The organism is Amycolatopsis eburnea, from assembly GCF_003937945.1.
Taxonomy (GTDB): domain Bacteria; phylum Actinomycetota; class Actinomycetes; order Mycobacteriales; family Pseudonocardiaceae; genus Amycolatopsis; species Amycolatopsis eburnea.
The window spans coordinates 919032-943543 of the sequence record NZ_RSEC01000036.1 but is presented as its reverse complement, the minus strand read 5'-3'; the positions used below and the strand labels follow the sequence as shown (position 1 = coordinate 943543).

The 24512-nt window shown below is 70.8% G+C and carries 24 protein-coding genes; 12 read left to right on the top strand and 12 right to left on the bottom strand.

Features of this window, described 5'->3' with window-relative positions:
* Nucleotides 1-10: 10 nt before the first annotated feature.
* Nucleotides 11-571, bottom strand: a complete 561-nt coding sequence (locus EIY87_RS17170) for a TetR/AcrR family transcriptional regulator (protein WP_125309090.1) — start codon at nt 569-571, stop codon at nt 11-13.
* A gap of 85 nt (nt 572-656) precedes the next feature.
* Between EIY87_RS17170 and EIY87_RS17165 the strand changes: the two genes are divergently transcribed.
* The 3 genes from EIY87_RS17165 to EIY87_RS17155 all read left to right on the top strand — a co-directional run bounded on the left by EIY87_RS17165 (nt 657) and on the right by EIY87_RS17155 (nt 2322).
* The gene (locus EIY87_RS17165; RefSeq protein ID WP_125309088.1) at nt 657-1661 is read left to right on the top strand and encodes a saccharopine dehydrogenase family protein; all 1005 of its coding nucleotides are present in this window, start codon (nt 657-659) and stop codon (nt 1659-1661) included.
* Between the two features lie 68 nt (nt 1662-1729).
* Nucleotides 1730-1996 (top strand): hypothetical protein, encoded by a 267-nt coding sequence (locus EIY87_RS17160; protein WP_125309086.1) that lies wholly within the window; start codon nt 1730-1732, stop codon nt 1994-1996.
* A gap of 2 nt (nt 1997-1998) precedes the next feature.
* Entirely contained in the window at nt 1999-2322 is a 324-nt protein-coding gene (locus tag EIY87_RS17155) for a hypothetical protein (protein ID WP_125309084.1), read from the top strand.
* Between the two features lie 3 nt (nt 2323-2325).
* Here the strand turns inward: EIY87_RS17155 and EIY87_RS17150 are convergent, their stop codons facing one another.
* From EIY87_RS17150 to EIY87_RS17140, 3 genes are read right to left on the bottom strand one after another with little or no spacing between them, the layout of a single operon-like run.
* On the bottom strand, nt 2326-3168 hold the full coding sequence (locus EIY87_RS17150; RefSeq protein ID WP_125309081.1) for a transglutaminase family protein: 843 nt from the start codon (nt 3166-3168) through the stop codon (nt 2326-2328).
* Complete coding sequence (locus tag EIY87_RS17145) at nt 3165-4112, bottom strand: alpha-E domain-containing protein (protein ID WP_125309079.1); 948 nt, start codon at nt 4110-4112, stop codon at nt 3165-3167. Before EIY87_RS17145 ends, EIY87_RS17150 begins: the two co-directional genes overlap by 4 nt.
* An 11-nt stretch (nt 4113-4123) precedes the next feature.
* Entirely contained in the window at nt 4124-5782 is a 1659-nt protein-coding gene (locus tag EIY87_RS17140; protein ID WP_125309077.1) for a circularly permuted type 2 ATP-grasp protein, read from the bottom strand.
* A gap of 181 nt (nt 5783-5963) precedes the next feature.
* On the opposite strand from EIY87_RS17140, the gene EIY87_RS17135 reads away from it, so the two are divergent.
* From EIY87_RS17135 to EIY87_RS17115, 5 genes are all read left to right on the top strand, one after another.
* Nucleotides 5964-6869, top strand: coding sequence for an ABC transporter substrate-binding protein (locus EIY87_RS17135; protein WP_125309900.1), 906 nt, complete (start codon nt 5964-5966; stop codon nt 6867-6869).
* Between the two features lie 16 nt (nt 6870-6885).
* Complete coding sequence (locus EIY87_RS17130) at nt 6886-7818, top strand: amino acid ABC transporter permease (protein WP_125309075.1); 933 nt, start codon at nt 6886-6888, stop codon at nt 7816-7818.
* Nucleotides 7815-8588, top strand: coding sequence for an amino acid ABC transporter ATP-binding protein (locus EIY87_RS17125; RefSeq protein ID WP_125309073.1), 774 nt, complete (start codon nt 7815-7817; stop codon nt 8586-8588). Before EIY87_RS17130 ends, EIY87_RS17125 begins: the two co-directional genes overlap by 4 nt.
* Nucleotides 8589-8643: 55 nt before the next feature.
* Entirely contained in the window at nt 8644-10959 is a 2316-nt protein-coding gene (locus EIY87_RS17120) for an oxidoreductase (protein WP_125309071.1), read from the top strand.
* Nucleotides 10960-11160: 201 nt separating this feature from the next.
* Complete coding sequence (locus tag EIY87_RS17115) at nt 11161-11628, top strand: SRPBCC family protein (RefSeq protein WP_225439908.1); 468 nt, start codon at nt 11161-11163, stop codon at nt 11626-11628.
* Here the strand turns inward: EIY87_RS17115 and EIY87_RS17110 are convergent.
* Nucleotides 11618-12193 carry a hypothetical protein gene (locus EIY87_RS17110; protein WP_125309069.1) on the bottom strand — a complete coding sequence of 192 codons (576 nt, stop codon included), beginning with the start codon at nt 12191-12193 and terminating at the stop codon, nt 11618-11620. The genes EIY87_RS17115 and EIY87_RS17110 overlap by 11 nt on opposite strands.
* 153 nt (nt 12194-12346) lie before the next feature.
* Here EIY87_RS17110 and EIY87_RS17105 point away from each other — a divergent pair, with 153 nt between their 5' ends.
* The 3 genes from EIY87_RS17105 (at nt 12347) to EIY87_RS17095 (ending at nt 16861) form a co-directional block, all read left to right on the top strand.
* The gene (locus EIY87_RS17105) at nt 12347-14164 is read left to right on the top strand and encodes an NHL domain-containing thioredoxin family protein (protein WP_125309896.1); all 1818 of its coding nucleotides are present in this window, start codon (nt 12347-12349) and stop codon (nt 14162-14164) included.
* 1 nt (nt 14165) lies between these two features.
* Complete coding sequence (locus EIY87_RS17100) at nt 14166-14498, top strand: GroES family chaperonin (RefSeq protein ID WP_125309067.1); 333 nt, start codon at nt 14166-14168, stop codon at nt 14496-14498.
* 428 nt (nt 14499-14926) lie between these two features.
* The gene (locus EIY87_RS17095) at nt 14927-16861 is read left to right on the top strand and encodes a VanW family protein (RefSeq protein WP_404800060.1); all 1935 of its coding nucleotides are present in this window, start codon (nt 14927-14929) and stop codon (nt 16859-16861) included.
* A 4-nt stretch (nt 16862-16865) separates the two neighbouring features.
* Here the strand turns inward: EIY87_RS17095 and EIY87_RS17090 are convergent, their stop codons facing one another.
* Both EIY87_RS17090 and EIY87_RS17085 read right to left on the bottom strand, forming a co-directional pair.
* Complete coding sequence (locus tag EIY87_RS17090) at nt 16866-17573, bottom strand: leucine-rich repeat domain-containing protein (protein ID WP_125309894.1); 708 nt, start codon at nt 17571-17573, stop codon at nt 16866-16868.
* Nucleotides 17570-18409 (bottom strand): helix-turn-helix transcriptional regulator, encoded by an 840-nt coding sequence (locus EIY87_RS17085; protein WP_125309065.1) that lies wholly within the window; start codon nt 18407-18409, stop codon nt 17570-17572. The genes EIY87_RS17090 and EIY87_RS17085 overlap by 4 nt, the downstream gene beginning before the upstream one ends.
* A 123-nt stretch (nt 18410-18532) precedes the next feature.
* Here EIY87_RS17085 and EIY87_RS17080 point away from each other — a divergent pair, with 123 nt between their 5' ends.
* Nucleotides 18533-19912: an MFS transporter gene (locus EIY87_RS17080; RefSeq protein WP_125309063.1), complete on the top strand. Its 1380-nt coding sequence runs from the start codon at nt 18533-18535 to the stop codon at nt 19910-19912.
* Here the strand turns inward: EIY87_RS17080 and EIY87_RS17075 are convergent.
* The 5 genes from EIY87_RS17075 to mug all read right to left on the bottom strand — a co-directional run bounded on the left by EIY87_RS17075 (nt 19902) and on the right by mug (nt 24346).
* Nucleotides 19902-20195 (bottom strand): GlsB/YeaQ/YmgE family stress response membrane protein, encoded by a 294-nt coding sequence (locus tag EIY87_RS17075; RefSeq protein WP_125309061.1) that lies wholly within the window; start codon nt 20193-20195, stop codon nt 19902-19904. The two genes, EIY87_RS17080 and EIY87_RS17075, sit on opposite strands and share 11 nt — an antisense overlap.
* Nucleotides 20196-20338: 143 nt before the next feature.
* A complete protein-coding gene (locus tag EIY87_RS17070; protein ID WP_086864127.1) occupies nt 20339-20614 on the bottom strand; it encodes a GlsB/YeaQ/YmgE family stress response membrane protein in 276 nt (91 codons plus the stop codon).
* A gap of 127 nt (nt 20615-20741) precedes the next feature.
* A complete protein-coding gene (locus EIY87_RS17065) occupies nt 20742-22577 on the bottom strand; it encodes an acyl-CoA dehydrogenase (RefSeq protein ID WP_125309059.1) in 1836 nt (611 codons plus the stop codon).
* 158 nt (nt 22578-22735) lie between these two features.
* Entirely contained in the window at nt 22736-23521 is a 786-nt protein-coding gene (locus EIY87_RS17060; RefSeq protein ID WP_125309057.1) for a response regulator transcription factor, read from the bottom strand.
* A gap of 264 nt (nt 23522-23785) precedes the next feature.
* Nucleotides 23786-24346: a G/U mismatch-specific DNA glycosylase gene (mug, locus tag EIY87_RS17055; RefSeq protein ID WP_125309055.1), complete on the bottom strand. Its 561-nt coding sequence runs from the start codon at nt 24344-24346 to the stop codon at nt 23786-23788.
* Nucleotides 24347-24512: the final 166 nt, after the last annotated feature.

Below are 24512 nucleotides of genomic sequence, written 5' to 3'. Positions count from 1 at the left end.
AAGTGCCGCCCTAGCGGCAGGCGTCGCGCAGGGTCGTGGTGGCCGCGTCGAGGTAGGCCGGGAAGTCCTCGGCGCCGCCGGCGTCGATCCACCGGTCGAACGCGTCGCCGAAGACGATCGCCGCGACCTGCGCCGCCGCCTTCGCCTGGTCCGGCGGGGTGCCCCGGCGCTCGAGGGCGTCGCGGAGCGCGGCGGTGACCGCGGCCGCCTTGGTCCGTTCGCGCTCCTGGAGCTCCGCGGTGGCCGCGATGACGGCCCGGCGCTCGGGTGAGGGGTCGATGAGCCGCGTCACCTGCGTGCCGACGTCGGCGAGCGCCGCGAGAGCCGTGCGCAGCGGCGACCCGGCGTCCTCGGCGGCCAGGACGGCTTCGGCGATGGCGGGCGGAAGCTGCTCCGCACCGGCGAAGAGGACTTCGCGCTTGTCGGGGAAGTAGCGGAAGTACGAGCGGCGGGTGATCCCCGCGCGCTCGGCGATCTGCGTCACGGTCACGGCGTCGTACCCGTGCTCGGCGTACAGCTCCAGCGCGGCTTTCCGCAGCCGGTCCGCGGTTCCGGGATCCCATCTGGCCACGGGTGCAGTCTAACTGGCGATGTCTCAGTGTGTCGTCACGTGCTAGCCTCAGTGATGACACACTGAGACATCACTGGAGGACGTCATGGAGATCTGGGTGCTCGGGGCACTGGGCCGGACCGGCCGCGGGATCACCGCCGAGGTGACGGCCCGCGGCCTGCCGGTCGTGCTGGTCGGCCGCGACCGCGAACGCCTGGCGGCGACCGGCGCGAAGTACGTCGTCGCGGACGGCGTCGAGGCCATCGCCGCCGAGATCCGGCGCCGGCGGCCGACGGTCGTGGTCAACACGATCGGCGAGTACGCCGCCACGGCGGGGACGATCGCGCGGGCGTGCCTGCCGGGCGGGCACTACGTCGACCTGGCCGCGGACCTGGCCGCCGTCTCGCGGCTGCTGGACCTGCACGAAGAGGCGCTCGCCGGCGGGAGCACGTTCGTGACCGGCGCCGGGTTCGGGGTCCTGGCCACGGAAGCCGTCGTCGCGAAGCTGTGCGAAGGGCGGGACACGCCGAGCCGCGTGCGGGCCGACGCGCTGGCCTCCGTGGCGTCCGAGGGCGGGACCGTCGGGATCGCGCTGGCCGCCAGCATCGTCGACGGCCTGACCGCGGCCTCGGCCAGGGGCGCGAGCCCGCGCACGCTCGTCCTGCCCGACGGCGAGACGGTGACCGTGGCGAGCATCCCCTCGGGTGAGCTGATCGCCGCCCGGCGCGCGAGCGGCGCACCGGACGTCACGGTCTACTCCGGGCTCGCCCCGACCGCCCCGGTGGTCCGGGCGCTGCTCCCGCTGCTCGCGCGCCTGGTGTCGATCCCGGCCGTGCGCCGCTTCGCCGTCCGGCGGCTCGCCGCGGTCCGCACGAAGCCCGCGCCCCGCCCGCGCCCGCACACCTGGGGTCACGCGGTCGCCACCTGGCCCGACGGCACGACACGCGAGGGCTGGCTCCGCGCGGGCGAGGCCATGGACTTCACGACGTCAGTGGTGGCCGAGGTGGCGGCCCGCCTGGCCCGCGGCGAGGGCAAGCCGGGCGCGCACACCCCGGCGTCGGCGCTGGGCGCGGAGGTGGCCGAAGCGGCGGGCGGGACGTTCCTGCTTTGACCTGTGCGGTTGGAGCGACGGTGTTGCCCCGATCGGGTAAGCGTATTACGCTGTAATACGTTGGCTGAGTGGAAGGCGAAATCTACGACGGGATACCGATCGAGCGCCTGCCGTTGGAGGAGGTGTTCGATCCGCGGAGGCTGATCGGTCGGGATCCGTCGTCGCGGACTGGAGAAGCTGTTCGCGTCGTCGGGTATTCCACGGGGATGGGCCGGTTGCTCGTCGTGGTCCTCGTGCCGGATCGGCATCCGCCGGACGGAATTTGGCACGTCGCGACGGCCTGGCCGGCGGACAAGCGGGTTCGACAAGCGTATCGAGGGCTACGGGAGGTGTGATGATGCCGGACAGGGAGACCAGCGACCGGATCGCGGAGGCGGCCGAAGCCGATCCCGATGCCGAGGTCGGCTGGGTGCCGCACCGCGAGCCGTCGAAGGGGCCGAGTGCGGTCTACAGCGTTCGCATCCCGGTCGACCGGATCGAAGAGTTGCGCGGCCTCGCCGCCGAGCGGGGTGTGCAGCCGACGGCCTTGATCCGGACCTGGGTGCTCGCCCAGCTCGACGCCGCGCGGGGTGCCGACGAAAAGGCGCAGCGCTGGGAGAACGACGTCCGCGCCACCATCGACCACCTGAAGAACCTGCTCGACGCGCGCACCGCGAGCTGAACCCTAGGCCAACCGGGTCAGGTGGACCGAGACGTCCAAAGTGGACTGCCCGCCCCCGGTGAAGATCCCCTTCAGCGGCGCCACGTCCGCGTAGTCCCGCCCCATCGCCACCCACACGTGCCGCGGCCCGACCGGGATCGCGTTCGTCGGGTCGTACGCCCACCAGCCACCGGTCCAGACGTCGACCCACGCGTGCGACTCGCCTTCCACCACCTCGCCGAGCTTCGCGTCCGGTTTCGTGTGCAGGTAGCCCGACACGTACCGGGCCGGGATGCCGATCGCCCGCAGCATCACCAGCGTCACGTGCGCGAAGTCCTGGCAGACGCCTTCGCGCGCCTGCCACGCGTCGGTCGCCGTCGAGTGGACGCCCGTGGTGCCCGGTTGGTACTTGAGCTGCTTGTTCACCCACTCGCACACCGCCAGCACCGCGTCCGCCGGGTCCAGCCCCGTCCGCAGGGAACGAGCCTCGCGTGCCAACGAGACGTCACGCGGGGTGTAGTCGGTCGGGGTCAGGTACTCGGTGCGGTGGTCGACGACCGTGTCGGACCGCAGGTCCTTCCAGGAAGCCGTCCGGATCGGTTCGGCCTCGTCCGCCGTCTCGACCACCGACGTCGCGAGGACCGTGAACTCGGTGTGCGGCGCGTGGAGGTCGAACGACGTCACGACCGTGCCCCAGTAGTCCGTGTACCGGTACGCCCGCGTCGCCGGCGTGGTCTCGATGCGCGTCGCGACCGTCGTCTGCCGTCGGTCCGAGCGCGGGGTCAGCCGGGCCTCGTTGTACGACTGCGTCGCCGGGGTCGCGTACCGGTAGCCGGTCCGGTGCGCCACGCGCAGCTGCCACGTCACAGCGAAACCTCCGCACCGCTCCACGCCACCCACGGCGACGTGCTGAAGTACTGCAACGACACCGCTTCGCCGATCTCCCTGATCGTCGTCTGCAACGAGCCGAGCCGCCGCGGCAGGTCGGTCAGCAGGTCCGACGGGCGGAGGAACTCCAGCTCGCTGCGTGCGCGGCCGAGCTGGCGCAGCGCCTCGGACTTCTCGTTGCTGCGCGAGCCGCCGCCCGGGTCGAGCCGCTGGAGGCAGTCCTCGGCCTGGCGCAGCGCGTGGAACACCGAGCGCGGGAACAGCGTGTCCCGCAACAGGAACTGCACGACGCGGCCGGCGTCCAGCGCGCCCCGGTACGTCCGCAGGTACGTGTCCTGCGCGCCGGCCGAACGCAGCACCGTGATCCAGCCCGGCGACGACGCGCGGTCCGCGACCCGGGACAGCAGCAGCCGCACGACCATGTCGGCGCGTTCGATCGAGCGGCCGAGCACCATGAACAGCCAGCCGTCGTCGCGCGACATCGTCGAGTCGGCGAGGCCGGCGAACATCGCCGCGCGCTCCTCCACGAAGGACAGGAACGCGTGCGGCCCGGCGCGCCGCGCGTAGCGCTGCCGGTCCGGCACCGCGTTCCACGTCGCGTTCAGGCATTCCCACAGCTCGGTCGAGACGACCTCGCGTGCGCCGCGGGTGTTCTCCCGCGCCGAGTTGATCGAGCCGACGATCGACGCGGGGTTGTCCTTCGCGTACGCCACCAGCTCGGTCAGCTTCCAGACGTCGAGCGCCTCGCCGTCGGGGGTGTCGATGCCCAGGACGGCCAGGAGCTGGCGGCTCGCGTGGTCCGGGTCGACGGTCGCGTCCTCCAGCAGCTGGTGGACCGAGACGTTGAGGATGCGGGAGGTGTCGTCGGCGCGTTCGACGTACCGGCCGATCCAGTACAGCGACTCCGCGTTGCGTGCCAGCACTTCGAACCTCCCTAGCTCTGCTGCTGTTGCTGTTGCTGCTGGGACGTCGACAGCTCCGGCCCCTGCTCGGCGACCAGGCCGTCCACAGTGGACATCGCGCCGAGCGCGGGCCGCTCCAGCTCCCGCTCGGCCGTCGACGCGCGGGACGCCAGCACCCACGTGTCCTTCGAGCCGCCGCCCTGCGAGGAGTTGACGACCAGGCTGCCTTCCGGCAGCGCCACCCGGGTCAGCCCGCCGGGCAGCACGAAGATCTCCTTGCCGTCGTTGACCGCGAACGGCCGCAGGTCGACGTGCCGCGGCGCGAGCCGGTCGTCCACCTTGGCCGGCACGGTCGACAGCTGGACCACCGGCTGCGCGATCCAGCCGCGCCGGTGCGCGCGGACCTTGCGCCGCAGGGTGTCCAGCTCCTTCTTCGTCGCCTCCGGCCCGAACACGATCCCGTAGCCGCCGGAGCCCTCGACCGGCTTGATCACCAGCTCGTCGAGGTGCGCCATGACGTGGTCGAACTCGTCCGGCAGCCAGCACCGGAAGGTGTCCACGTTGGGCAGCAACGGCTTCTCGTTCAGGTAGTACTTCACCATTTCCGGCACGTAGGTGTAGACGAGCTTGTCGTCGCCGACGCCGTTGCCGATGGCGTTCGCGACCACGACGTTGCCCGCGCGCGCCGCGTTCTGGATCCCGGCGACGCCGAGCACCGAGTCCGGCCGGTAGTGCACCGGATCGAGGAACTCGTCGTCGATCCGCCGGTAGATGACGTCGACCTGGCGCTCGCCCTCGGTGGTCCGCAGGTAGACGACGTTGTCGCGGCAGAACATGTCCCGGCCTTCGACCAGCTCGACACCCATCAGCCGGGCCAGCAGCGAGTGCTCGAAGTACGCCGAGTTGTGCACGCCGGGGGTCAGCACGACGACCATCGGGTCGGCCACGTTCGCCGCGGCCGCCGCGCGCAGCGCCCGCAGCAGGTGCGACGCGTAGTCCCCGACCGGGCGCACCCGGTGCTGGGCGAACAGGTCCGGGAAGACCCGGGCCATCGTGCGCCGGTTCTCCATCACGTACGACACCCCGGACGGGTTGCGGAGGTTGTCCTCCAGCACCCGGAACGTGCCCTCTTCGTCGCGCACCAGGTCCACCCCGGACACGTGGATGCGCACGCCGTTCGGCGGGGTGATGCCGTACGCCTCGCGGCGGAAGTGCTCGCACGACGTGATCAGCCGCCGCGGCAGCACGCCGTCGCGCAGGATCTGCCGGTCGCCGTAGACGTCGGCGAGGAACGCCTCGAGCGCGCGGACGCGCTGGGCCACGCCGCGCTCGAGCTTCGTCCACTCGGCGGCCTGGATCACCCGCGGCACCAGGTCCAGCGGGAACGGCCGCTCCTGCCCCGACAGGGAGAAGGTGATGCCCTGGTCGACCATCGCCCGGTCCAGCGCGGCCGACCGCGAGTTCAGGTCGTGCGCGTCGAGCGCCGCGATCGACTCGTACAGCGCGCGGTACGGACCCCGGACCGTGCCGTCGCCGGCGAACATCTCGTCGTAGGCGCCGGCGTGCGGCCGCTCCGGGCTGAGGTAGCCGTCGAACCGGGCCCCGGGCCGGGTGATCCGGCTGCTCGCCGCCTTCCTCGCGCGTCGACCGGACGGGGGCAGCCGGGGCGGGGTGGCGTTCATGAGCGACATCCTGACGCACGTGCCCCTTCGTGCGCGACACTCGCACAGCCGTGGGCGCGGTGCGAAACTTCGCCGTAACTCGACAGTGCTGTGCTTTGGTATGGATGAGTGGCAATATGCGTGCTCTCACGAACTGAGAACTACGAGGAGTGACGACGTGGCCCGAGGAACCCAACTCAAGGCGCTCGCGATGCTGCCCGCGTTCGCCCTGGTCGGCCTGACCGTGGCCTGCGGAGCGGGCGGGAGCGGGGCCGGCGACGTCGGCACGAGCAGCTCCGCCGCCGCGCCCGGCACCGGTTCGGGTGACGTGGGCACGGTCGCCAAGGACGACGCGCTCGCCGCCATGGTCCCGGCCGACGTCAAGGCCGACGGCAAGATCCTGGTCGGGCAGGACCAGAGCTACCCGCCGAACGAGTTCCAGGACGGCGGCAAGGCCACCGGCTTCGACGTCGACCTCGGCACCGCCATCGGCCAGGTGCTCGGCGTGCCGCTGGAGTTCCAGAACTCCTCGTTCGACGGCATCATCCCCGGCCTCGGCGCGAAGAAGTACGAGATGGGCATCTCGTCGTTCAGCATCAACGCCGAGCGGCTGCAGTCGGTCGACATGATCTCCTACTACAGCGCGGGCACCTCGCTGGCCGTGCTGAAGGGCAACCCCGACGGCCTGAAGGTCGACGACCTCTGCGGCAAGAAGATCGCCGTCCAGAAGGGCACCACCCAGGTCGAGGACCTCGACAAGAAGAACGCCGCCTGCACCGGCGCCGGCAAGCCGGCCATCGAGGTCACCCAGCTGCAGGCCCAGACCGACGTCAACCTGGCCCTCACGGCCAAGCGCGTCCAGGGCGAGCTGGCCGACTCCCCGGTCATCGACTACGCGGTCAAGCAGACGAACGGCCAGCTCGAGTCGGTCGGCGCGCCGTACGACACGGCGCCGTACGGCATCGTGCTCCCGAAGGGCAGCGGCGACTACGGCAAGGCCGTCCAGGGCGCGATCCAGAAGCTGATCGACAGCGGCGCGTACAAGAAGATCCTGGACAAGTGGGGTCTGAACGCGACGGGCGCGGTCACCAAGTCGGAGATCAACCCGGCTTCCTGAGTTAAGGACTGAGTTCGTGAGTTCCTCCGAAGCGCCTCCGCCCGAGGCGCCGATCGACGCCGAGCCCATCAAGGCCGTCCCGGTGCGCCACTACGGGCGCTGGGTGGCCGGGGTGATCATCGTCTTCGTCGCGTTCATCGTGATCCGCAGCGTGATCACGAACGACGCCCTGCAGTGGCCGGTCGTCGGGGACTACCTCTTCGACGACCGGGTGCTGCGCGGCCTGCAGAACACGCTGATCCTGACGGTGATCTCGATGGTCATCGGGATCGTCGGCGGCATCCTGCTCGCGGTCATGCGGCTGTCGCCGAACCCGCTGACCTCGGGCGCGGCGGCCATCTACATCTGGCTGTTCCGCGGGACGCCGCTGATCACGCAGCTGGTGATCTGGAACTTCCTGGCGCTGGCCTACCCCCGGCTCGGGCTCGGGGTGCCGTTCGGGCCGGAGTTCGTCAGCTGGGACACCAACCAGCTGATCACGCAGTTCACCGCGTCGCTGCTCGGCCTCGGCCTCAACGAAGCCGCGTACATGGCGGAGATCGTGCGCGGTGGCATCCAGTCGGTCGACGACGGCCAGCTGGAGGCGGCGAGCGCGCTCGGCATGAGCCGGACGAAGACGCTGCGGCGGATCATCCTGCCGCAGGCGATGCGGGTGATCATCCCGCCGACCGGCAACGAGACGATCTCCATGCTGAAGACGACGTCGCTGGTCGTGGTCATCGGCTACTTCGAGCTGATGGTCGCGGTGCAGACCATCTACTCGCAGAACTACAAGACGGTCCCGCTGCTGATCACGGCCGCGGCCTGGTACCTGTTCATGACGTCGATCCTGACGATCATCCAGGTCCAGATCGAGAAGCGGTTCTCCCGCGGCACTTCGCGTGATGTGGTCCAGCGCCAAGGCTGGGCGTCGAGGATGTTCAGCCGGGGTGGAGGGAACGTTTCATGACCCCCGTGGTGTCCGCGCAGCGGATCTGCAAGAGCTTCGGCAGCGTCGACGTCCTCAAGGGCATCGACCTCGAGGTGCACGAACGCGAGGTGCTCTGCCTGATCGGGCCGTCCGGCTCGGGCAAGTCGACGCTCCTGCGCTGCATCAACCACCTCGAGAAGATCGACGCCGGCCGGCTCTACGTCGACGGCGTGCTCGTCGGCTACAAGCAGCGCGGCGACAAGCTGCACGAGCTGCGGGAGAAGGAAGTCGCGTTCCAGCGCAAGGACATCGGCATGGTGTTCCAGCGCTTCAACCTCTTCCCGCACATGACGGCGCTCGAGAACGTCATGGAGGCGCCGATCCAGGTCCGCCGCGAGCCGAAGGCCCAGGTACGCCAGCGCGCGCAGGAGCTGCTGGAGCGCGTCGGCCTCGGCGACAAGGCGAAGAACTACCCGTCGCAGCTGTCCGGCGGGCAGCAGCAGCGCGTCGCCATCGCGCGGGCGCTGGCCATGCAGCCGAAGCTGATGCTGTTCGACGAGCCGACGTCCGCGCTGGACCCGGAGCTCGTCGGCGACGTCCTGGGCGTGATGAAGCAGCTCGCCAAGGACGGCATGACCATGGTCGTCGTCACGCACGAGATGCAGTTCGCGCGGGAGGTGGCGGACAAGGTGCTGTTCATGGACGGCGGCGTCGTCGTCGAAGAGGGCCCGCCCGACCAGGTCATCGGGAACCCGCGCGAAGAGCGGACCAAGTCGTTCCTCGCCCGGGTGCTCAACCCGAACGCCTGACGAAACCGTCCGGATTCGCTATTTTGAAAGCGGGTGACAGAGGGGGACGGGTGTTTTGACGACCGAAAGCGCGCTTCCCCCTCTCGACCCGTTCGCCGGAATTCCGGATCGGCGCTACGAAGTCAAAGCCGCCGATCTGCTGAAACCCGGCAACGCGGGCCTGCTGCGCTGGCGGCGGCAGGCCACGAACGCGCCGATCGTCTACGTCGAAGACGCCTACATCACCGGCACGCTCGACCTGCGCGCCGCGGACCTCAAGTACCTCTTCCGGTTCGAGCGCTGCCGGTTCGAGCACCCGCCGGACGTGCGCGAAGCGAATTTGCTGGGGCTGGTGTTCCGGAAGTGCTGGCTGCCCGGGCTCAAGGCCCGCAACATGCGCAGCCGCAACGACGTCCGGCTGATCCGCAGCGTCGTCCAGGTCGACGGCGCCGACCGCGAGATCGAGGAGACGACCGTCCAGCGCGGCGACGACCGCGAACGCGGGATGCCGAACGCCGCCGTCAACTTCACCGACGCGGTGATCGAGGGGTCGATGGTGCTCACCCGCACCGTCATCTCGCACCCGCACGGGAAGGCGATCCACGCCGACCGGCTGGTGCTGACCGGCGCGCTGCTGGCCTACCGCATGGTCGCGAACGGCGAAGTCCGGCTCCCCGGCCTGCGGACCGGCGGTAACGTCAACTTTTCCGGCGCCACGCTGAACAACCCGGACGGCTTCGCGCTCAACGGCAACGGCCTGCACATCGGCGGCAGCCTGCTCTGCGAAGTCGACAACTACGGGCCCGCCAGCCAGCGCAAACGCTTCTCCGCGACCGGGATCGTGTACCTGCCGAGCGCCACGGTCGACAGCGACATCGTCATGCGCGAAGCGAAGCTGACGGTGTCCCAGCACGGGCCGATCGCCGTCGACGCGTGGAAGTCGAACGACCCGTACCTCGATCCGCGGCCCGCGCTGGTCGCCGACCGCCTGCGCGTCGACGGCAACGTCGAGCTGTCCGACGGGCTGCAGGCGCTGGGGACGTTGCGCATGGTCAACGCCCGCATCGGCGGCTCGCTGCGGCTGGCCGGCGCGGAGGTGCGGGTCGAGCGCGGCAAGTCGCAGCCCTACTACGACCGCGCGTTGCACCTGGACGGCACCGAGATCGGCGGCGATATCGAGGCGACCAGCCTGCGCGTGCCCGCGGGGCAGCTGCGGCTCGCGGACGTCACGGTCGGCGGCAACTTCCTGGCGTGGAATTCGATGTTCCGCCACCCCGGCCGCGACGTGTTCTCGGCCCGCCGGTCCAAGATCGCGGGCAACTTCCAGCTGACGGACGCCACCATCCACGGGACCCTGCGCCTGCAGGGCGTCGAGGTCGGCGGTTCGATCAACCTGGCCGGCACGCGCCTGACGGAGCCGGGTATGCGCGCGACCAGCAGTTTTTCCCTCGACGTCCGCACCGGCCGGATCGGCCGCGACCTGACTCTGCGCGACAACAACGGCCGCCCGTTCACCGCCGAGGGCGGCGTCAACCTGGACGGCGCCCAGGTCGCGCGGCGCGTGGACCTGCGGGGTTCGGAGCTGCGGTCGCTGCCGCCGTTCCACGTGGCACTGGACGCGGGCGACGTCGCGGCGGACGAGTTCACGCTGACGCCCAACTTCCCGCCGGAAGGCCGGGTCGTGCTGCGCCGCGCGCACTGCGGAACGCTGACCGACAACGACGAGTTTTGGGCCGCCTCCAGCGGCATCGAGCTGGAGGACTTCCGCTACGACGCGCTCGGCCGCGGCATCCCCCTCGACGACGACAAGGCCCTCGACCACCGCATCGAGCTGCTGAGAAAGGCCATGCGCGGCTACCGGCCGGGCCCGTACGACCAGCTGGCGCACATGCTGCGCGCGGCGGGTAACGAAGAGCACGCGTCGACGGTCGCGCTGCGCAAGCAGCAGTTCAGGTACGAGGCACTGGCGCGCGGCTTCAAGTTCTTCGGCCCGGGCGTCCGGCTGTGGAGCTGGCTGCAGCGCTCGATGGTCGGCTACGGCTACCGCCCGGTCCGCGCCCTCGGCTGGCTGCTGACGCTGCTGGTGCTGGGCAGCCTGTGGTTCGGCCTGGGCACCGACGACTGCATCCACTGGGCGACCTCGGACCCGGCCCACCAGATCATCGCCAACGGCGACCGCTGCGTGGTGAACCAGCAGGACACGGGCCTGCAGTGGAACCCGGTGATCTACACGGCGGACCTGCTGGTCCCGATCGTGGACTTCGGCAACAAGAGCCGCTGGTACATGCACGGAACGGACAACTGGGTGGCGGCGGGCTTCACGGCGTCGGGCTGGATCCTGGCCACCACGGTGGCGGCGGGCGTGAGCCGCATGCTGCGCCGGGACAACTGAGGGCCCCGCCACGACCCCGGACCAGCCCCCACCCTCTCCGGGGGGCGTCCCCAGTCCAGTTTATCGGCGGCGGCCGACAATCCCGGCTGATCCGGGCGTTCCGGTGGAAGCTGTCCACATCACCCGTTCGGCATCCACAGGCTGTTCCCTAACGGCGGTCGCTGACATACCCTCGGTATGTCCCTCAGTGTGGAGGTCCCCTTGAACGCACCCGATGCCACCGGCCGGATCGAGATCGGCGCGGCGCCCGAAACCGTGTACGAGCTGGTCAGTGACCCCGGGAAGCTGGCGGACGTCGCCGAGGAGTACGCCGGGCACCGGTGGGTCAAGGGCTCCGAGCCCGCCGTCGGCGCGAAGTTCCGCGGGCGCAACCGGCGGGGCTTCCGGCGTTGGAGCACGCTCTCGACCATCACCGACGCCGAACCCGGGCGGCGGTTCGGGTTCGAGGTGACCTCGGTCGCCGGGTTGCCCGTCTCGCGGTGGCAGTACGACTTCGAAGCCACGGACGGCGGCTGCGTCGTCGTCGAAAGCATGTGGGAACGGCGGCCGGCGTGGTTCAAGGTGCCGACGTCGACGGTCACCGGCGTGTGGAACCGGGACGAGGCGAACGCGGCCAACATCGCCGCCACCCTGGCCCGGCTGAAGCGGGCCGCCGAGGCTAGTCGATGAAGCGGGACCAGAACGGGATGTAGCGAGGGCCGTCCGGGGGCGCCGTGCTGATGCCGCCCGTCGCGAACTCGCGGTGCAGGTAATCGCGCAGGTCGCTGCCGTAGACGATGATGTCCGTCTGGTACACCGACAGCACCGGGTAACCCACCGTGCCCGCCAGGCCGGGCAGGTAGCGGTGCCCGCACACCGGCACCAGCTGCGGCACGTCGGCCAGGCGCCGCCGGGCTTCGCGGACCGCGTCCTCCGGGCCGACCGGGCGGGTGCCCCAGTCGGGGAGCCAGAAGCCGTTGTGCTCGACGTCGTACAGCACGCCGTCGACCGGCCATGCCAAACGTTTGCGCAGCTGCTCGGGGTTGCCGCAGCGCCAGTCGGGCCAGCGGTCGCCGATGGGCACGCCGGCGGACAGGAACGTGCGGTGGTCCGCGGCGAAGCGGAAGCCGAACCGGCGCTCGACGTCGTCGAGCTCGGCTTCGCTCAGCCCCGGGCGCACCGGTTCCCGGAGGTTCTCCTGCAGGTGCCGTGCCTCCTCGGGGGTGAGGGCGCCGGCCGGCTGGACGGGGGTCATGAGCCGAGCCTAAGCGGCGGCTCACCGGCTCGCGCGTCCTTTTTCGACCACCCACAAGGGGTGAGTTTGTTCTCTCATCGGCCGGACCGTGGAACACAGCGTGAGCGCGTGTAGTTCACTCTTGCCGTGACTTCCCCACGACCGCAGAGCCGCGTGCGTGCCCCCGAGCTGCGCGGCGACGTCTGGCTGAACACCGGCGGCCGCCCGCTGACCCTCGCCGAGCTGCGCGGGCGCATCGTGCTGCTGGACTTCTGGACCAGCGGGTGCATCAACTGCCTCCACGTGCTGGACGAGCTGCGCCCGCTCGAGGCCGAGTTCGCGGACGTGCTGGTCACGATCGGTGTCCACTCGCCGAAGTTCCTGCACGAGGGCGAGCGCGCGTCGATCGAAGCCGCGGTCCGGCGCTACGACGTGCACCACCCCGTGGTCAACGACCCGAAGATGGAGCTGTGGTCGCAGTACGCGGTCCGCGCGTGGCCGACGCTCGCGGTCGTCGACCCCGAGGGCTACGTCGTGCACGTCGCCGCGGGCGAAGGCCACGAAGAGGCGCTGCGCCGCGTGATCGCCGACCTCGTCGCGAAGCACGAAGCGAAGGGGACGCTCCGCCGCGGCGGCAGCCCGTACGTCCCGGTCGAGGAGCAGGTCAGCGAGCTGCGGTTCCCGAGCAAGGCCGTCGCCACCGCCGAGGGGCGGATCCTCGTCGCGGACACCGGGCACCACGCGATCGTCGAGTTCGCCTCGGACGGCGAGACCGTCATCCGCCGCTTCGGCAGCGGGGCCCGCGGCGGCCAGGACGGCCCGTTCGACGTCGCGACCTTCGCCGAGCCGTCGGGCATCGCGCTGCTGCCGTACGACGTCGCCGAGCGCGTCGGCTACCACGCCGTCGTCGCGGACACCGCCGGCCACCGGCTGCGCGGCCTCGACCTCATCACCGGCGACGTGACGACCGTCGCCGGCACCGGCAACCAGTGGCGCAGCGGGCCGGACTCGGGCAAGGGCGTCGAGGTCGACCTGACGAGTCCCTGGGACGTCGCCTGGTGGGGCCCGGCGGGCGGCGTCGTCGTCGCGATGGCGGGCAACCACACGCTGGGCGTGTTCGACCCGGTCTCGGGCACGATCCGCCGCTTCGCCGGCACGACCGTCGAGGGCCTGCGAGACGGCGACGTCGGCGAAGCGTTCTTCGCGCAGACGTCCGGCCTGGCCGTGGACGGCGACAAGCTCTGGCTCGTCGACGCGGAGACGTCGGCGCTGCGCTGGATCGAGCCCGACGGCGAGTCCTTCACCGTCCACACGGCGATCGGCACCGACCTCTTCTCCTTCGGCCACACCGACGGCCCGGCCGACAAGGCGCTGCTGCAGCACCCGCTGGGCCTCGCTGTGCTGGCCGGCGACAAGGTCGCGATCGCCGACACGTACAACGGCGCGGTCCGCTCCTTCGACGTCTTCACCCGCGAGGTGACCACGATCGCGACCGGCCTCGCCGAGCCGCAGGGACTGGTGGCGCACGAGGGCGAGCTGCTGGTCGTGGAGTCCGCGGGCAACCGCGTCGGCCCGCTGCCCACGGGCGAACCGACGGTCGTGGCGGGCGACGCGCACGCCGTGCGCCGGCCGCCGACGGTGCTCGCGCCGGGCGAGATCGACTTTTCGGTGGTGTTCACGGCCCCGCCCGGCGAGAAGCTGGACGACCGCTTCGGCCCGTCGACGCGCCTGGAGATCAGCGCTTCCCCGCCCGAGCTGCTGGCCGACGGCACCGGCACCGGCACGGACCTGACCCGCAAGATCCGCCTGGCCGACGGCGTCGCGGAGGGCGTCCTGCAGGTCGTGGCCCAGGCCGCGAGCTGCGACGACGGCGGCGAGCACCCGGCGTGCCGGATCACGAGGCAGGACTGGGGCGTCCCGATCCGGCTGGAAAAGGGCGGGGCGAACGAGCTCAGCCTGGTCATGGCCGGGGCACCGCGGACCGACGGGTAACATGCAGGCCGTGTCTGACGGGGCGAAACTCGAGATCCAGATGCTGCACGACCGCGTCCTCGTCCGGCTGTCCCCCGAGGAAGGCGAGCGCCGCAGCAGCGGCGGCATCGTGATCCCCGCCACGGCGCAGGTCGCACGCAGGCTCGCCTGGGGCGACGTGCTGGGCGTGGGCAACAGCGTACGCAACGTCAAGACCGGCGACCGCGTGCTCTTCAACCCGGAAGACCAGCTCGAGGTCGAAATCCAGGGCGAAGGGCACCTGGTGATGCGCGAACGCGACATCCACGCGGTCGCCACCGAGCGAACCGAGCACGGCACGGGGCTCTACCTGTAGGCGAGTCGGGTCCCGCGGAGGGCGAGGGCGTGGCAGACGAAGAGGTGACCGAGCGCGCGGAAACGCTCGAACCGGAGCGCGCGACGCCGCCTGCCGAGCCTGCCGCCGAGATCGAGCGCGCTGAGCCGCCCGCCGAAGTGGCGCCGGTCGCGGACGCCTCTCAGGTGCCCGAGGCTGCCGAGCCGCCCGCCGAGGCCGCGCAGGAGTCTGCGGCGGGGGCCGAAGTCGAGCGGGCTGAGCCGGTCACCGAGGTGGCGCCGGTCGCGAGCGCCGCGCAGGAGCCCGAGGCTGCCGAGCCGCCTACGGAGGTCGCGCCGGACGCCGAGGCTGCGCCTGGCCCCGAGCCTGCGGTTGAGGTCCAGCCCGCCGAGCCGGCTACCGAGGTCGCTCCGGGGCTCGAGCCTGCGGTTGAGGTCCAGCCCGCCGAGCTGGCTACCGAGGTCGCGCCGGAGCCCGCCCCCGCGGCTGCGGCCGAGCCCGCCGAAGTCGAGCCGGGGCCCGAGCCGGCCGCGGCGGAAGCTGTGGTCGTCGGCGGGCCGGAGGCGGAGGTGGCTGAGCCCGCCGTCGGCACCACCGATCTCTTCGCCGATGACCTCCTCGGCGAACTCCTCGAAACCCCCGTTCTCCCGCCCCCGCCCGAGACTCCCGCGCGGAAGCTGCGCAAGGGTGTCGCGCGCACCATGATGGCCATCGGGCTCGCGCTCGGGTTGTTCGTCATCCTCTACGCGATCGACCTGATCGTCAGCGCCGGGGACGTTCCGCGCGGGGTGACCGTCGCCGGGATCGAAGTCGGGGGGCTCAGCCATGCCGATGCCGAAGCCAAGCTGCGCCGGGAGCTCGAGCCTCGGCTGATCCGGCCCGTTGTCGTGCACGGGGGCGATGTCCAAGCCGAGCTCGTGCCGTCGCGGTCGGGGCTGGGGCTCGACTGGCCGAACACCCTCGGGCTCGCCGGGCACCAGCCGCTCAGTCCGATCACGCGGATCATGTCGTTCTTCAGCAGCCGCGAGGTCGGGGTCGCCACGCGCACCGATGAACGGCAGATCACCGAGGCCGTGCGGCAGCTCGCCCAGGGCAGGCTCGACCACCCGGCCACCGAAGGGGCGGTCGGGTTCCGGCCGGTTCCGGGCAGCGACGGTGGCGTCGACCCCTACCCCGTCCTGCCGCGGCAAGGGCAGCAGCTGCTCGACCTGGCCGGGGCCGTGCACGCCGTCACCGAGCACTGGCTGGACCCCGGCGGGGTCCGGCTGGCGATGGCGATCACGCCGGTCAAGGCGACCGCGGCCGGGGTGCAGGCGGCCTACCAGCAGATCGTCGTGCCCGCGGTCGCCAAGCCCGTTGTCGTGCACGGGCAGGGCAAGGACGTGCCGCTCAAGCCCGACGCCATCGCCGCGTCGTTCCAGTTCGCCGCGGTCGAGGGCGGGGCCGTCGAGGTGCGCATCGACCAGGGCAAGCTGCAGGGCGCGCTCAAGGAGCCCCTCGCCGGCACCGAGACTGACGGCAAGGACGCGCAGATCGTCTTCACCGGCGACCAACCGGCCGTCGAGCCCTCCGAGGACGCCCGGAAGGTCAACTGGGAGAAGACCTTCCTGCCGCTCATCGACGTGCTGAAGAAGACCGACGGGCGCGACCTCCCCGTCGTCTACAGCGCGTCGAAGCCCGGCGTGACCACCGACGCCGCCAGTGCGCTCGGCATCAAGGAGGTCATCGGCGAGTTCACCACCGGTGGCCTCGCCGGGCCGGCCGCGACGAACAACCGGACGCTGGCCGATCGCGTTTCCGGCGCCATCGTCAAGCCCGGCGAGACGTTCAGCCTCGGCGGCCGCTCCGGCCCGCGCACCGCGGACAACGGCTACGTGCCCGCGCCCGTCGGCGAGGACGGCACCGGCGCCACCGTCGTCGGTGGTGGCGTCTCGCAGCTGGCGTCCACTTTGTACAACGCGGGCTACCTCGCCGGCCTGACCGACGCCGGTCACCTCGAGCACGACCAGTACCTCGACCGCTACCCCGCCGGCCGCGACGCCAAGGCCGTCAACGCCGACGGCAGTCCCGTCGAGCTCAAGCTGACCAACGACGCGCCCACCGGGATCGCCATCCAGGCCGTCGTTTCCGGCGACTCGGTGACCGTCCGGATCTGGGGCACCCGGCACTACCGCGTCGAAGGCCAGACCGGAGCCCAGACACCCGGTGCCCCGCCGCCGGTCCAGTTCGGCTCCGGCACGCCCGGCCCGTGCCAGCCGTCGATCGGCTCACCCGGCTTCAGCGTCACCGACACGCGCGTGCTCTACGACGCCGCCAGCGGAGCCGAAGTCCGCCGGACGTCGCACACGGCGACCTACGGTCCGCGCCCGACCGTTCTCTGTTGAGTTGTCAGCGAAGGACCATGCACCCCGCCTCCTCGAAGTCGCGCAACCAGGCCGGCTCCCGGAAGTGCTTGTTCCAGCGCAGATCCAGCTTGTCCAATTTGGACAGCCGGGCGATCGACGCCGGCAGCGAGACCAGCGCGTTCTCCCGCAGGTCGAGCTGACGCAGCTCGCTCAGCGAACCGATCGACGACGGCACCGAAGTCAGCCGGTTGCCCCGCAGGTGCAGCTCCCGCAACGCCCCGAGGCTGCCGATCGACTCCGGCAACGCGGTCAGCTCGTTGCGGTACAGCCGGAGTTCGCGCAGGGACGCGAACCCCGACAGGTCGGCGGGCAACGCCGTGAGCCGGTTGTCCGTGCAGCCCAGGTACCGCAACCTGCCCAACCGGCACCACGCCGCCGGGAACTCCGTGAGCCGGTTGTCACTGACGTACAGGTATTCCGTGAGCCCGGCCAGGTCGCCCAGCTCGTCCGGCAGCGAGTCGAACAGGTTGTGCGCCAGGTCGAGCGTGTGCACCGACTCGAGCGCCGAAATCCCCGGCGGCAGCGCGGAAATCCGGTTCGCCGCCAGGTTCAGCACGCGCAGCCCGGTCTGCGACCACAGCGACGCGGGCACCTCCGTGAGCGCGTTCTTGTACAGGTCGAGCCGGGTCAGGCCGGGTGGCAGCGCGGGCACCGACGTGAGCCCCCGGTCGCTGAGGTCGAGAGCCGTCACGACGACCGCCTGGTCGAGGGCAGCAGCGCCCACGTCGCCGCGTCGTCCGGAGTGGACACCTGGATCCGCAGCCCCGGCGCTTCGGACACCGCCAGCTCGGTGAGCCGGAGGTTCAGCCGCCCGGCCCGCGGGTGGTCCATCCGCCGCAGCCGCGCCCGCGGTTCGGCCACCTCGTGCCGCGCCCACAGCTCGACGAACTCCGGGCTCAGCGCGGACAGCCGGCGGATGTCCTCTTCCCAGGTCGGATCGCCGACGTGCCTGCCGTACTCGGCGCGCATCCGCGCGACCATGTGGGGCACCTCCTCGTCGTAGTTCAGCAGGAACCGCCGCGCGTTCGGCTCGGTCACGCAGCACCACAGCAGGTTCTTGTGCAGGCACGGCATGCTGTGCCACTCCCAGAACATCTCCTCCTGCGCCGCGTTCGACTCCAGCACGTCGAACCGGCCGTTGACGACCGTGGCGGGCAGCGGGTCGAGTGCGCGCAGCACCTCGCGCACCGCGTCCGGCACCACCTCGGCCGCCGACGGCAGCCGGGACGGCGTCAGCTCCGCGAGCCGGTACAGGTGCTCCCGCTCGGGGTGGTCGAGCCGCAGCGTGCGCGCCACCGCGTCGAGCACCTGGGAACTCGCGTTGATCGGCCGCCCCTGTTCGAGCCACGTGTACCAGGTGACGCCGACACCGGCGAGCAGCGCCACCTCCTCGCGGCGCAACCCGCTGAGCCGACGGCGCGGGCCGGGCGGGAGGCCGACCTCCGCCGGGCCAATCCGCGCCCGGCACGCCTTGAGGAACTGGCCGAGTTCCTCCCGGCGGTTCGCGTGGACCTGCGTCTGGGTCATGCGGGACATGGTGCCCGAGGGGTACGACAGTTTTGGACGGCTCAGCGGCCGAGCCGGGTACTCACAGCACCAGCACCAGCAGGCTCTCTCCCCGCTCAGGCCGCGAAAAGCAGGCTCGGAGCCATGACTCTGACCACCTCTGCCCCGGCCTCGGACCGGGAAGCCCGGCCGGACCGGCGGCCGTGGTTCATGCTGGCCGTCCTGCTGCTCGGCCAGTTCATGGCGCTGCTCGACGTCACCGTCGTGAACGTCGCCATGACCTACATCCGCACCGACCTCGGCGCTTCCGGCGCCGCACTGCAGCTCGTCGTCTCCGGCTACACCGTGGGTTACGCGATGCTGCTGATCACCGGCGCCCGCCTCGGCGAGCTGTACGGGCGGCGCAAGCTGTTCGTCCTCGGCACGGTCGCCTTCACCGCCTGCTCCGCGCTCTGCGGCCTGGCACCGGGCGAAACCGTCCTCATCGTCGCCCGGATCGCCCAGGGCGCGGGCGCCGCGCTGATGATGCCGCAGGTCATCAGCCTCATCCAGGCGCGGTTCACCGGTGCCGCGCGGGCCAAGGCGCTCAGCGCGTACACCGCGGTCATCTCGGTCGCCTTCGTGGCCGGTCAGGTGCTCGGCGGGGTGCTCGTCGGCGCGGACCTGTTCGGCGCCGGCTGGCGGCCGATCTTCCTGGTGAACGTGCCGATCGGCGTGCTCGTGGCCGTGCTCGCCGTCAAGGTGGTGCCCGGCGGCGGCGCGAAGGCGGGCCGCAAGCTCGACCTCGCCGGGCTCGCGATCGCCGTGCCGTCGGTGGTGCTCGTCGTGCTGCCGCTGGTGCTCGGGCACGAAACCGGCTGGCCCGCCTGGACGTACGGCTCGATCGCCGCGGGCCTGCTGCTGGCCGTGCTGTTCGTGGTCGTGGAACGCCGCGTGCGCGACCCGCTCGTCGACCTGACCGTGCTCAGGATCCGTGGTGTCGCACCGGGACTGGCCACGCTCGCCGCGGGCGTCGCCTCCTACGGCGGCTTCCTCTTCTGCGTGTCCCTGCACCTGCAGTCGGGCCTCGGCAAGACGGCGATGGCCGCCGGCCTGGCGATGGCACCCGGCGGCATCGTCTTCGGCCTCTGCGGGTTCTTCTGGAACCGGCTGCCGGGGCGGGTGCACGCCTGGCTGACGCCGTGCGGCTACGTGGGATCCGCGGTCGCCTACGCGTTGCTCGGGCTCGGCCGGGACGGCGGGACGCTGTTCTTCGTGGCCCTGCTGCTGTTCGGGCTGTCGATGGGGCCCGCGTTCGGCTCCCTGATGGCGAACGCGCTGACGCACGTCCCGCTCGAGCGCGCGGCGGACGTCAGCGGTCTGCTGACCACCACGCTGCAGCTGGGTCAGGTCGTCGGCGTGGCCACGTTCGGCAGCCTGTTCCTGACCCTGGCCGTGACGTCGTCCGCGTCCGCGCTCACCACGGCGATGGCCTGCGCCGCCGCGCTGCTGCTCGTCGGCGCAGGCCTGGCCGTCAGGCGGTAGTGCGGTTGCCGCCCTTGACCTTCGCGTAGATCGCCGAGGCCGCGATGACGCCGACGACGGCCGCGACGATCTGGAAGATGTGCCGGATCCAGTCGATGCCGGCGGTGTCGCGGACGCCGAACACGCCGGCGAGCCAGTTGCCGATGAACGCCGCGACGATGCCGACGACGATCGTCAGCCAGATCGGGATCTTCTGGTCGCCCGGCGCGAACAAGCGGCCGAGCACGCCCAGGATCAGGCCCACGATGATCGTCGAGATGATGCCCCAAAGTCCGCCGAGCACGGTTGCCTCCTCGGGTAGGCGATGAGAGCTACCGTCGCACCGATCCCGTTGCCTCGCCCCCGGAGACCCCCCGATGGGTGAGAAAAGGATCCGGCCCGGTTCGCCCCCGACGGCGAACCGGGCCGGATCGGCCTGGGACGGGGTTACCTGGTGACGCCTCGGCGGCCGTACGCGCCGGCGGCGATGCTCACGCCGATGGCGGCGAGGACGACCTGGGTCAGGATCTCCAGCCAGTCGATGCCGTTGGTGTCGGCGTACCCGAGACCGCGCGCGATGGCCGTGCCGATGAAGGCGGCGACGATACCGATCACGATGGTCAGCCAGATCGGGATGCTCTGCTTGCCGGGAGCGACGAGACGACCCAGCACACCGATGATCAGCCCGACGATGAGTGCGCTGACGATGCCGGCGACAGTCATCACTTTCTCCTCTCAAGGATCCGCGGACCAGGCGTCCGTCGGACTCGGTGAGCGGAGTGCCCGCCCTACTCGGGCCTGAAACGCGAAATGGGCCCTCCCCGCCCGGGGAGAGCCCATTTCGTGACCATCAGAAAGCGGCTTCGTCCAGCTCCATCAGCGCGTTGTCGGCGGCGTCGACGATGGCGCGGCGGGCGGTCAGCTCCGGCAGCACCTGCTTCGCGAAGAACGACGCCACGGCGATCTTGCCCTCGTAGAACGGGACGTCCTTGGCGGACGCGCCCGCGTCGAGCTTGCCGATGGCGACCTCGGCGTGCTTGAGCAGCTGCCAGCCGACGAGCAGGTCGCCGACCGACATCAGCAGGCGGACCGTGTGCTGGCCGACCTTGTTGATGTTCTGCGGGTCTTCCTGCGACGCCGTCAGGTAGCCGATCAGCGAGCCCAGCATGCCCTGGGTGTCCTCGAGGGCCTGCTTGAGCAGCCCGCGCTCGTTCTTGAGCCGGCCGTTGCCCGCCTCGGACTCGATGAACTTCGTGATCTCGCCGGCGACGAAGGCCAGCGACTGGCCCTTGTCGCGGACGATCTTGCGGAAGAAGAAGTCCAGCGACTGGATCGCCGTGGTGCCCTCGTACAGCGAGTCGATCTTGGCGTCGCGGATGTACTGCTCGATCGGGTAGTCCTGCAGGAAGCCGGACCCGCCGAGGGTCTGCAGCGACTGCACGAGCTGCTCGGTGGCGCGCTCGGAGCCGACGCCCTTGACGATCGGCAGCAGCAGGTCGTTGACGCCGTGCGCGATCTTCTGGTCGCCCTCGCCGGTCCACAGCTGGTCCTGGAACGACGCCGTGTACAGGTACACCGCGCGCAGGCCCTCGGCGTACGCCTTCTGCAGCATCAGCGAGCGGCGGACGTCCGGGTGGTGCGTGATGGTGACGCGCGGCGCGGTCTTGTTCAGCATGTTCGGCAGGTCGGCGCCCTGGACGCGCTCCTTGGCGTACTCGAGCGCGTTGAGGTAGCCGGTCGACAGCGTCGCGATGGCCTTCGTGCCGACCATCATCCGGGCGTACTCGATGACCTGGAACATCTGCGCGATGCCGTCGTGGACCTCGCCGAGCAGCCAGCCCTTGGCCGGGGTGCCGTGCTGGCCGAAGGTCAGCTCGCACGTCGTCGAGGCCTTGATGCCCATCTTGTGCTCGACGTTGGTGACGTAGGCGCCGTTGCGCTCGCCCAGCTCACCGGTCTTGGAGTCGAAGTGGAACTTCGGCACGAGGAACAGCGACAGGCCCTTGGTGCCCGGCTTGGTCTCGATGCCGGGGCCCTCGGGGCGAGCGAGCACCAGGTGCATGATGTTTTCGCTCATGTCGTGCTCGGCGGAGGTGATGAACCGCTTCACGCCGTCGATGTGCCAGGAGCCGTCCTCCTGCTTGGTGGCCTTGGTGCGGCCCGCGCCGACGTCGGAGCCGGCGTCCGGCTCGGTCAGCACCATGGTGGCGCCCCACTGCCGGTCGATCATGAGCTGGGCCCAGTGCTTCTGCTCTTCGGTGCCGTTCTTGTTCACGATCATGGCGAAGTTCGGGCCCGCCATGTACATGAACAGCGGGGCGTTCGCGCCGAGGATGAGCTCGGACGCCGCCCACTGCACGGTCGGGGGCAGCCCGAAGCCGCCGAGGTCGTTGGTCAGGCCGAGGCGCCACCACTCGCCGTCGAGGAGCTGCTTGTAGCTCTTCTTGAACGACTCCGGGATCTTGACGCTGAAGGTCTTCGGGTCGTACACGGGCGGGTTGCGGTCGGCGTCGGCGAAGGACTCGGCGAGCGGGCCGGTCGCGAGCTTGTTCAGCTCGGACAGCACCCCGCGGGCGGTCTCCTCGTCGGACTCGGCGAGCACGCCCTTGCCCAGGCGCTCCTGTACGCCGAGTACCTCGAAGAGGTTGAACTCCAGGTCTCGGACGTTGCTCTTGTAGTGGCCCATGTCGTCACTCCAATGTGTTCGGCTCCCCGGCCGGGCACATACTCGCCTTACTCGCCGGTAACTTCAGGATATTACCTGCGGGTAACTGGAGCAAGCAGATCCGCACGACCGAGTACCGGAAATCCACACGGAAGTGGCGTTCTCGCTGGGGAACGGCCTCAGCGGTGGCTGTGGATCGCCGCTGTGTCGGCCGTCACCGGCACGTGGCCGTCCTCGGTTCGCGCGACGAGGATCCCGCCGCGGAAGGCGATGGTGACCGCGTGTGTCCGGTCCCGCGCGGAAAGCTTGCGCAGGATGCTCTTCACGTGCGTCCGGACCGTCTCCACGGAGAGGAACAGCAGCTTCGCGATCGCCGAGTTCTCGAGACCTTCGGCGACGAGCTGGAGCACCTGGTATTCGCGCCTGGACAGCGGCATCGGGCCGCGCCCGGCGGGCGGGCTGTCGTGGGCGAGGTCGCCCTTCGGCACGGTCGACCGCTTCGGCCGGGCGGTGAGCGCGGCCAGCGCCGGGTCGATGTACCGGCGTTCGGTGTGGGCCCGCCGGATCGCTTCGGCGAGCCGTCGTGAATCGATCGACCGCGGCACGATCGCGTGCGCGCCCGCGGCGATCGCGGCCGCCAGGTACTGCTGGGTGCGATTCGTGTCACGGATGAGCGTGACCAGGATCAGTGCCGGGTCACCGGCGTTGAGCAGCTTGGTCAGGTGGCAGTTCGGGTCGAGCGCCGAATCGAGCACGACGACGTCCGGTTTGACCTGCTCGCACAGTTGCAACGCGGCGTGGTGGCTGGCCGCCTGTCCCGCCCAGTGCAGCCCCTGGCTGCGGTGGACGAGCGCGGCGAGGCCGTCCCGGTAGATCGGGACGGGATCGACGACCGCCACGCCGAGACTGCGCCCGCCGGGTCCGATCGGCCCCGTGGGCCTGCGGGTGGGCTCGATGCCGTGCATCGTGGGCCTCCGTCTCCTGCGCCGTCGCTCCTGGGACGCCTCCCCGGCGTCGCCCGGTCCCCCCTGCCGGGACCGGCCAAAAGTGACTCCTCCTGCTTGGTACGAGTCGCGATTGCGCAGCTCATGACGCCAATTCCCCCTCATGGCCCAACCGTCCGGTCACAGCAAACTCTGGGTAGAAAACGGTGTGGACGGGATCGTGCGGTGGGGCTGGTGAGGTCCTGATGGGGGTGTCCTTGCTACTGAGGGTGGCCCGCAGGTCGTTCAACGATTTCGACGATCGAGGGATGCGGCTCGCAGCCGTCCGAACTCCTCGCCGAGCGCGGCCGGCGTCCAGTGCGCGTTGAGCCCACTCGGGTTGGGGAGCACCCACACGTGGGTGTCGCCGATGGGCTGATCCTGCGGCCCCACGCGCGCCTTCGGGAAGCCGAACGCGGTCCGGTACGCCGTGATCCCGACGACGGCGAGCCACTCGGGCCGGTACTCGAGCACTTTCGCGACGAGGATCTTGCCGCCTTCGCGCAGCTCGTCGTCGGTGAGTTCGTCGGCGCGGGCGGTGGTCCTCGCGACGACGTTCGTGATGCCGAGGCGGAGGTCGAGGAGCCGCTCCTGCTCGCTGGGCAGGTAAAGGCGCGGGGTGAAGCCGCCGGCGTGGAGGGCGGGCCAGAAGCGGTTGCCCGGGCGGGCGAAGTGCTGCTGGAGCACGCCGGAGTAGAGGCCGGGGTTGATGCCGCAGAAGAGGACGTCGAGGTCGGGGGCGATGACGTCGGGGATGGTCGTGCCGTGCGCGGCGGCCAGCTGGTCCTTGGTGGGTCGGGTGCTCACGGGTCCAGTTTCGGGCACGCTCGCTCGGGTGTGGCAGGTCTGAGCAAGCCGGTCACGCTTGCGGCCGGACTGTCCCGGCCCGGTTACGTCATCATGCGTTGTGATTCCTGATCACTCAGGTGTCGCAACGAGGGGCCGGTATGTCATGAACGGGTCGTTCACCTCG

What these genes read in the sequence shown, in the direction of transcription:
- EIY87_RS17070 (WP_086864127.1), bottom strand. Translation starts at nt 20,614, where the DNA reads ATGACTGTCGCCGGCATCGTCAGCGCACTCATCGTCGGGCTGATCATC.
- EIY87_RS17125 (WP_125309073.1), top strand. Translation starts at nt 7,815, where the DNA reads ATGACCCCCGTGGTGTCCGCGCAGCGGATCTGCAAGAGCTTCGGCAGC.
- EIY87_RS17140 (WP_125309077.1), bottom strand. Translation starts at nt 5,782, where the DNA reads ATGTCGCTCATGAACGCCACCCCGCCCCGGCTGCCCCCGTCCGGTCGA.
- EIY87_RS17155 (WP_125309084.1), top strand. Translation starts at nt 1,999, where the DNA reads ATGCCGGACAGGGAGACCAGCGACCGGATCGCGGAGGCGGCCGAAGCC.
- EIY87_RS17100 (WP_125309067.1), top strand. Translation starts at nt 14,166, where the DNA reads ATGCAGGCCGTGTCTGACGGGGCGAAACTCGAGATCCAGATGCTGCAC.
- EIY87_RS17085 (WP_125309065.1), bottom strand. Translation starts at nt 18,409, where the DNA reads ATGACCCAGACGCAGGTCCACGCGAACCGCCGGGAGGAACTCGGCCAG.
- EIY87_RS17080 (WP_125309063.1), top strand. Translation starts at nt 18,533, where the DNA reads ATGACTCTGACCACCTCTGCCCCGGCCTCGGACCGGGAAGCCCGGCCG.
- EIY87_RS17135 (WP_125309900.1), top strand. Translation starts at nt 5,964, where the DNA reads ATGCTGCCCGCGTTCGCCCTGGTCGGCCTGACCGTGGCCTGCGGAGCG.
- EIY87_RS17060 (WP_125309057.1), bottom strand. Translation starts at nt 23,521, where the DNA reads ATGCACGGCATCGAGCCCACCCGCAGGCCCACGGGGCCGATCGGACCC.
- EIY87_RS17165 (WP_125309088.1), top strand. Translation starts at nt 657, where the DNA reads ATGGAGATCTGGGTGCTCGGGGCACTGGGCCGGACCGGCCGCGGGATC.
- EIY87_RS17065 (WP_125309059.1), bottom strand. Translation starts at nt 22,577, where the DNA reads ATGGGCCACTACAAGAGCAACGTCCGAGACCTGGAGTTCAACCTCTTC.
- EIY87_RS17110 (WP_125309069.1), bottom strand. Translation starts at nt 12,193, where the DNA reads ATGACCCCCGTCCAGCCGGCCGGCGCCCTCACCCCCGAGGAGGCACGG.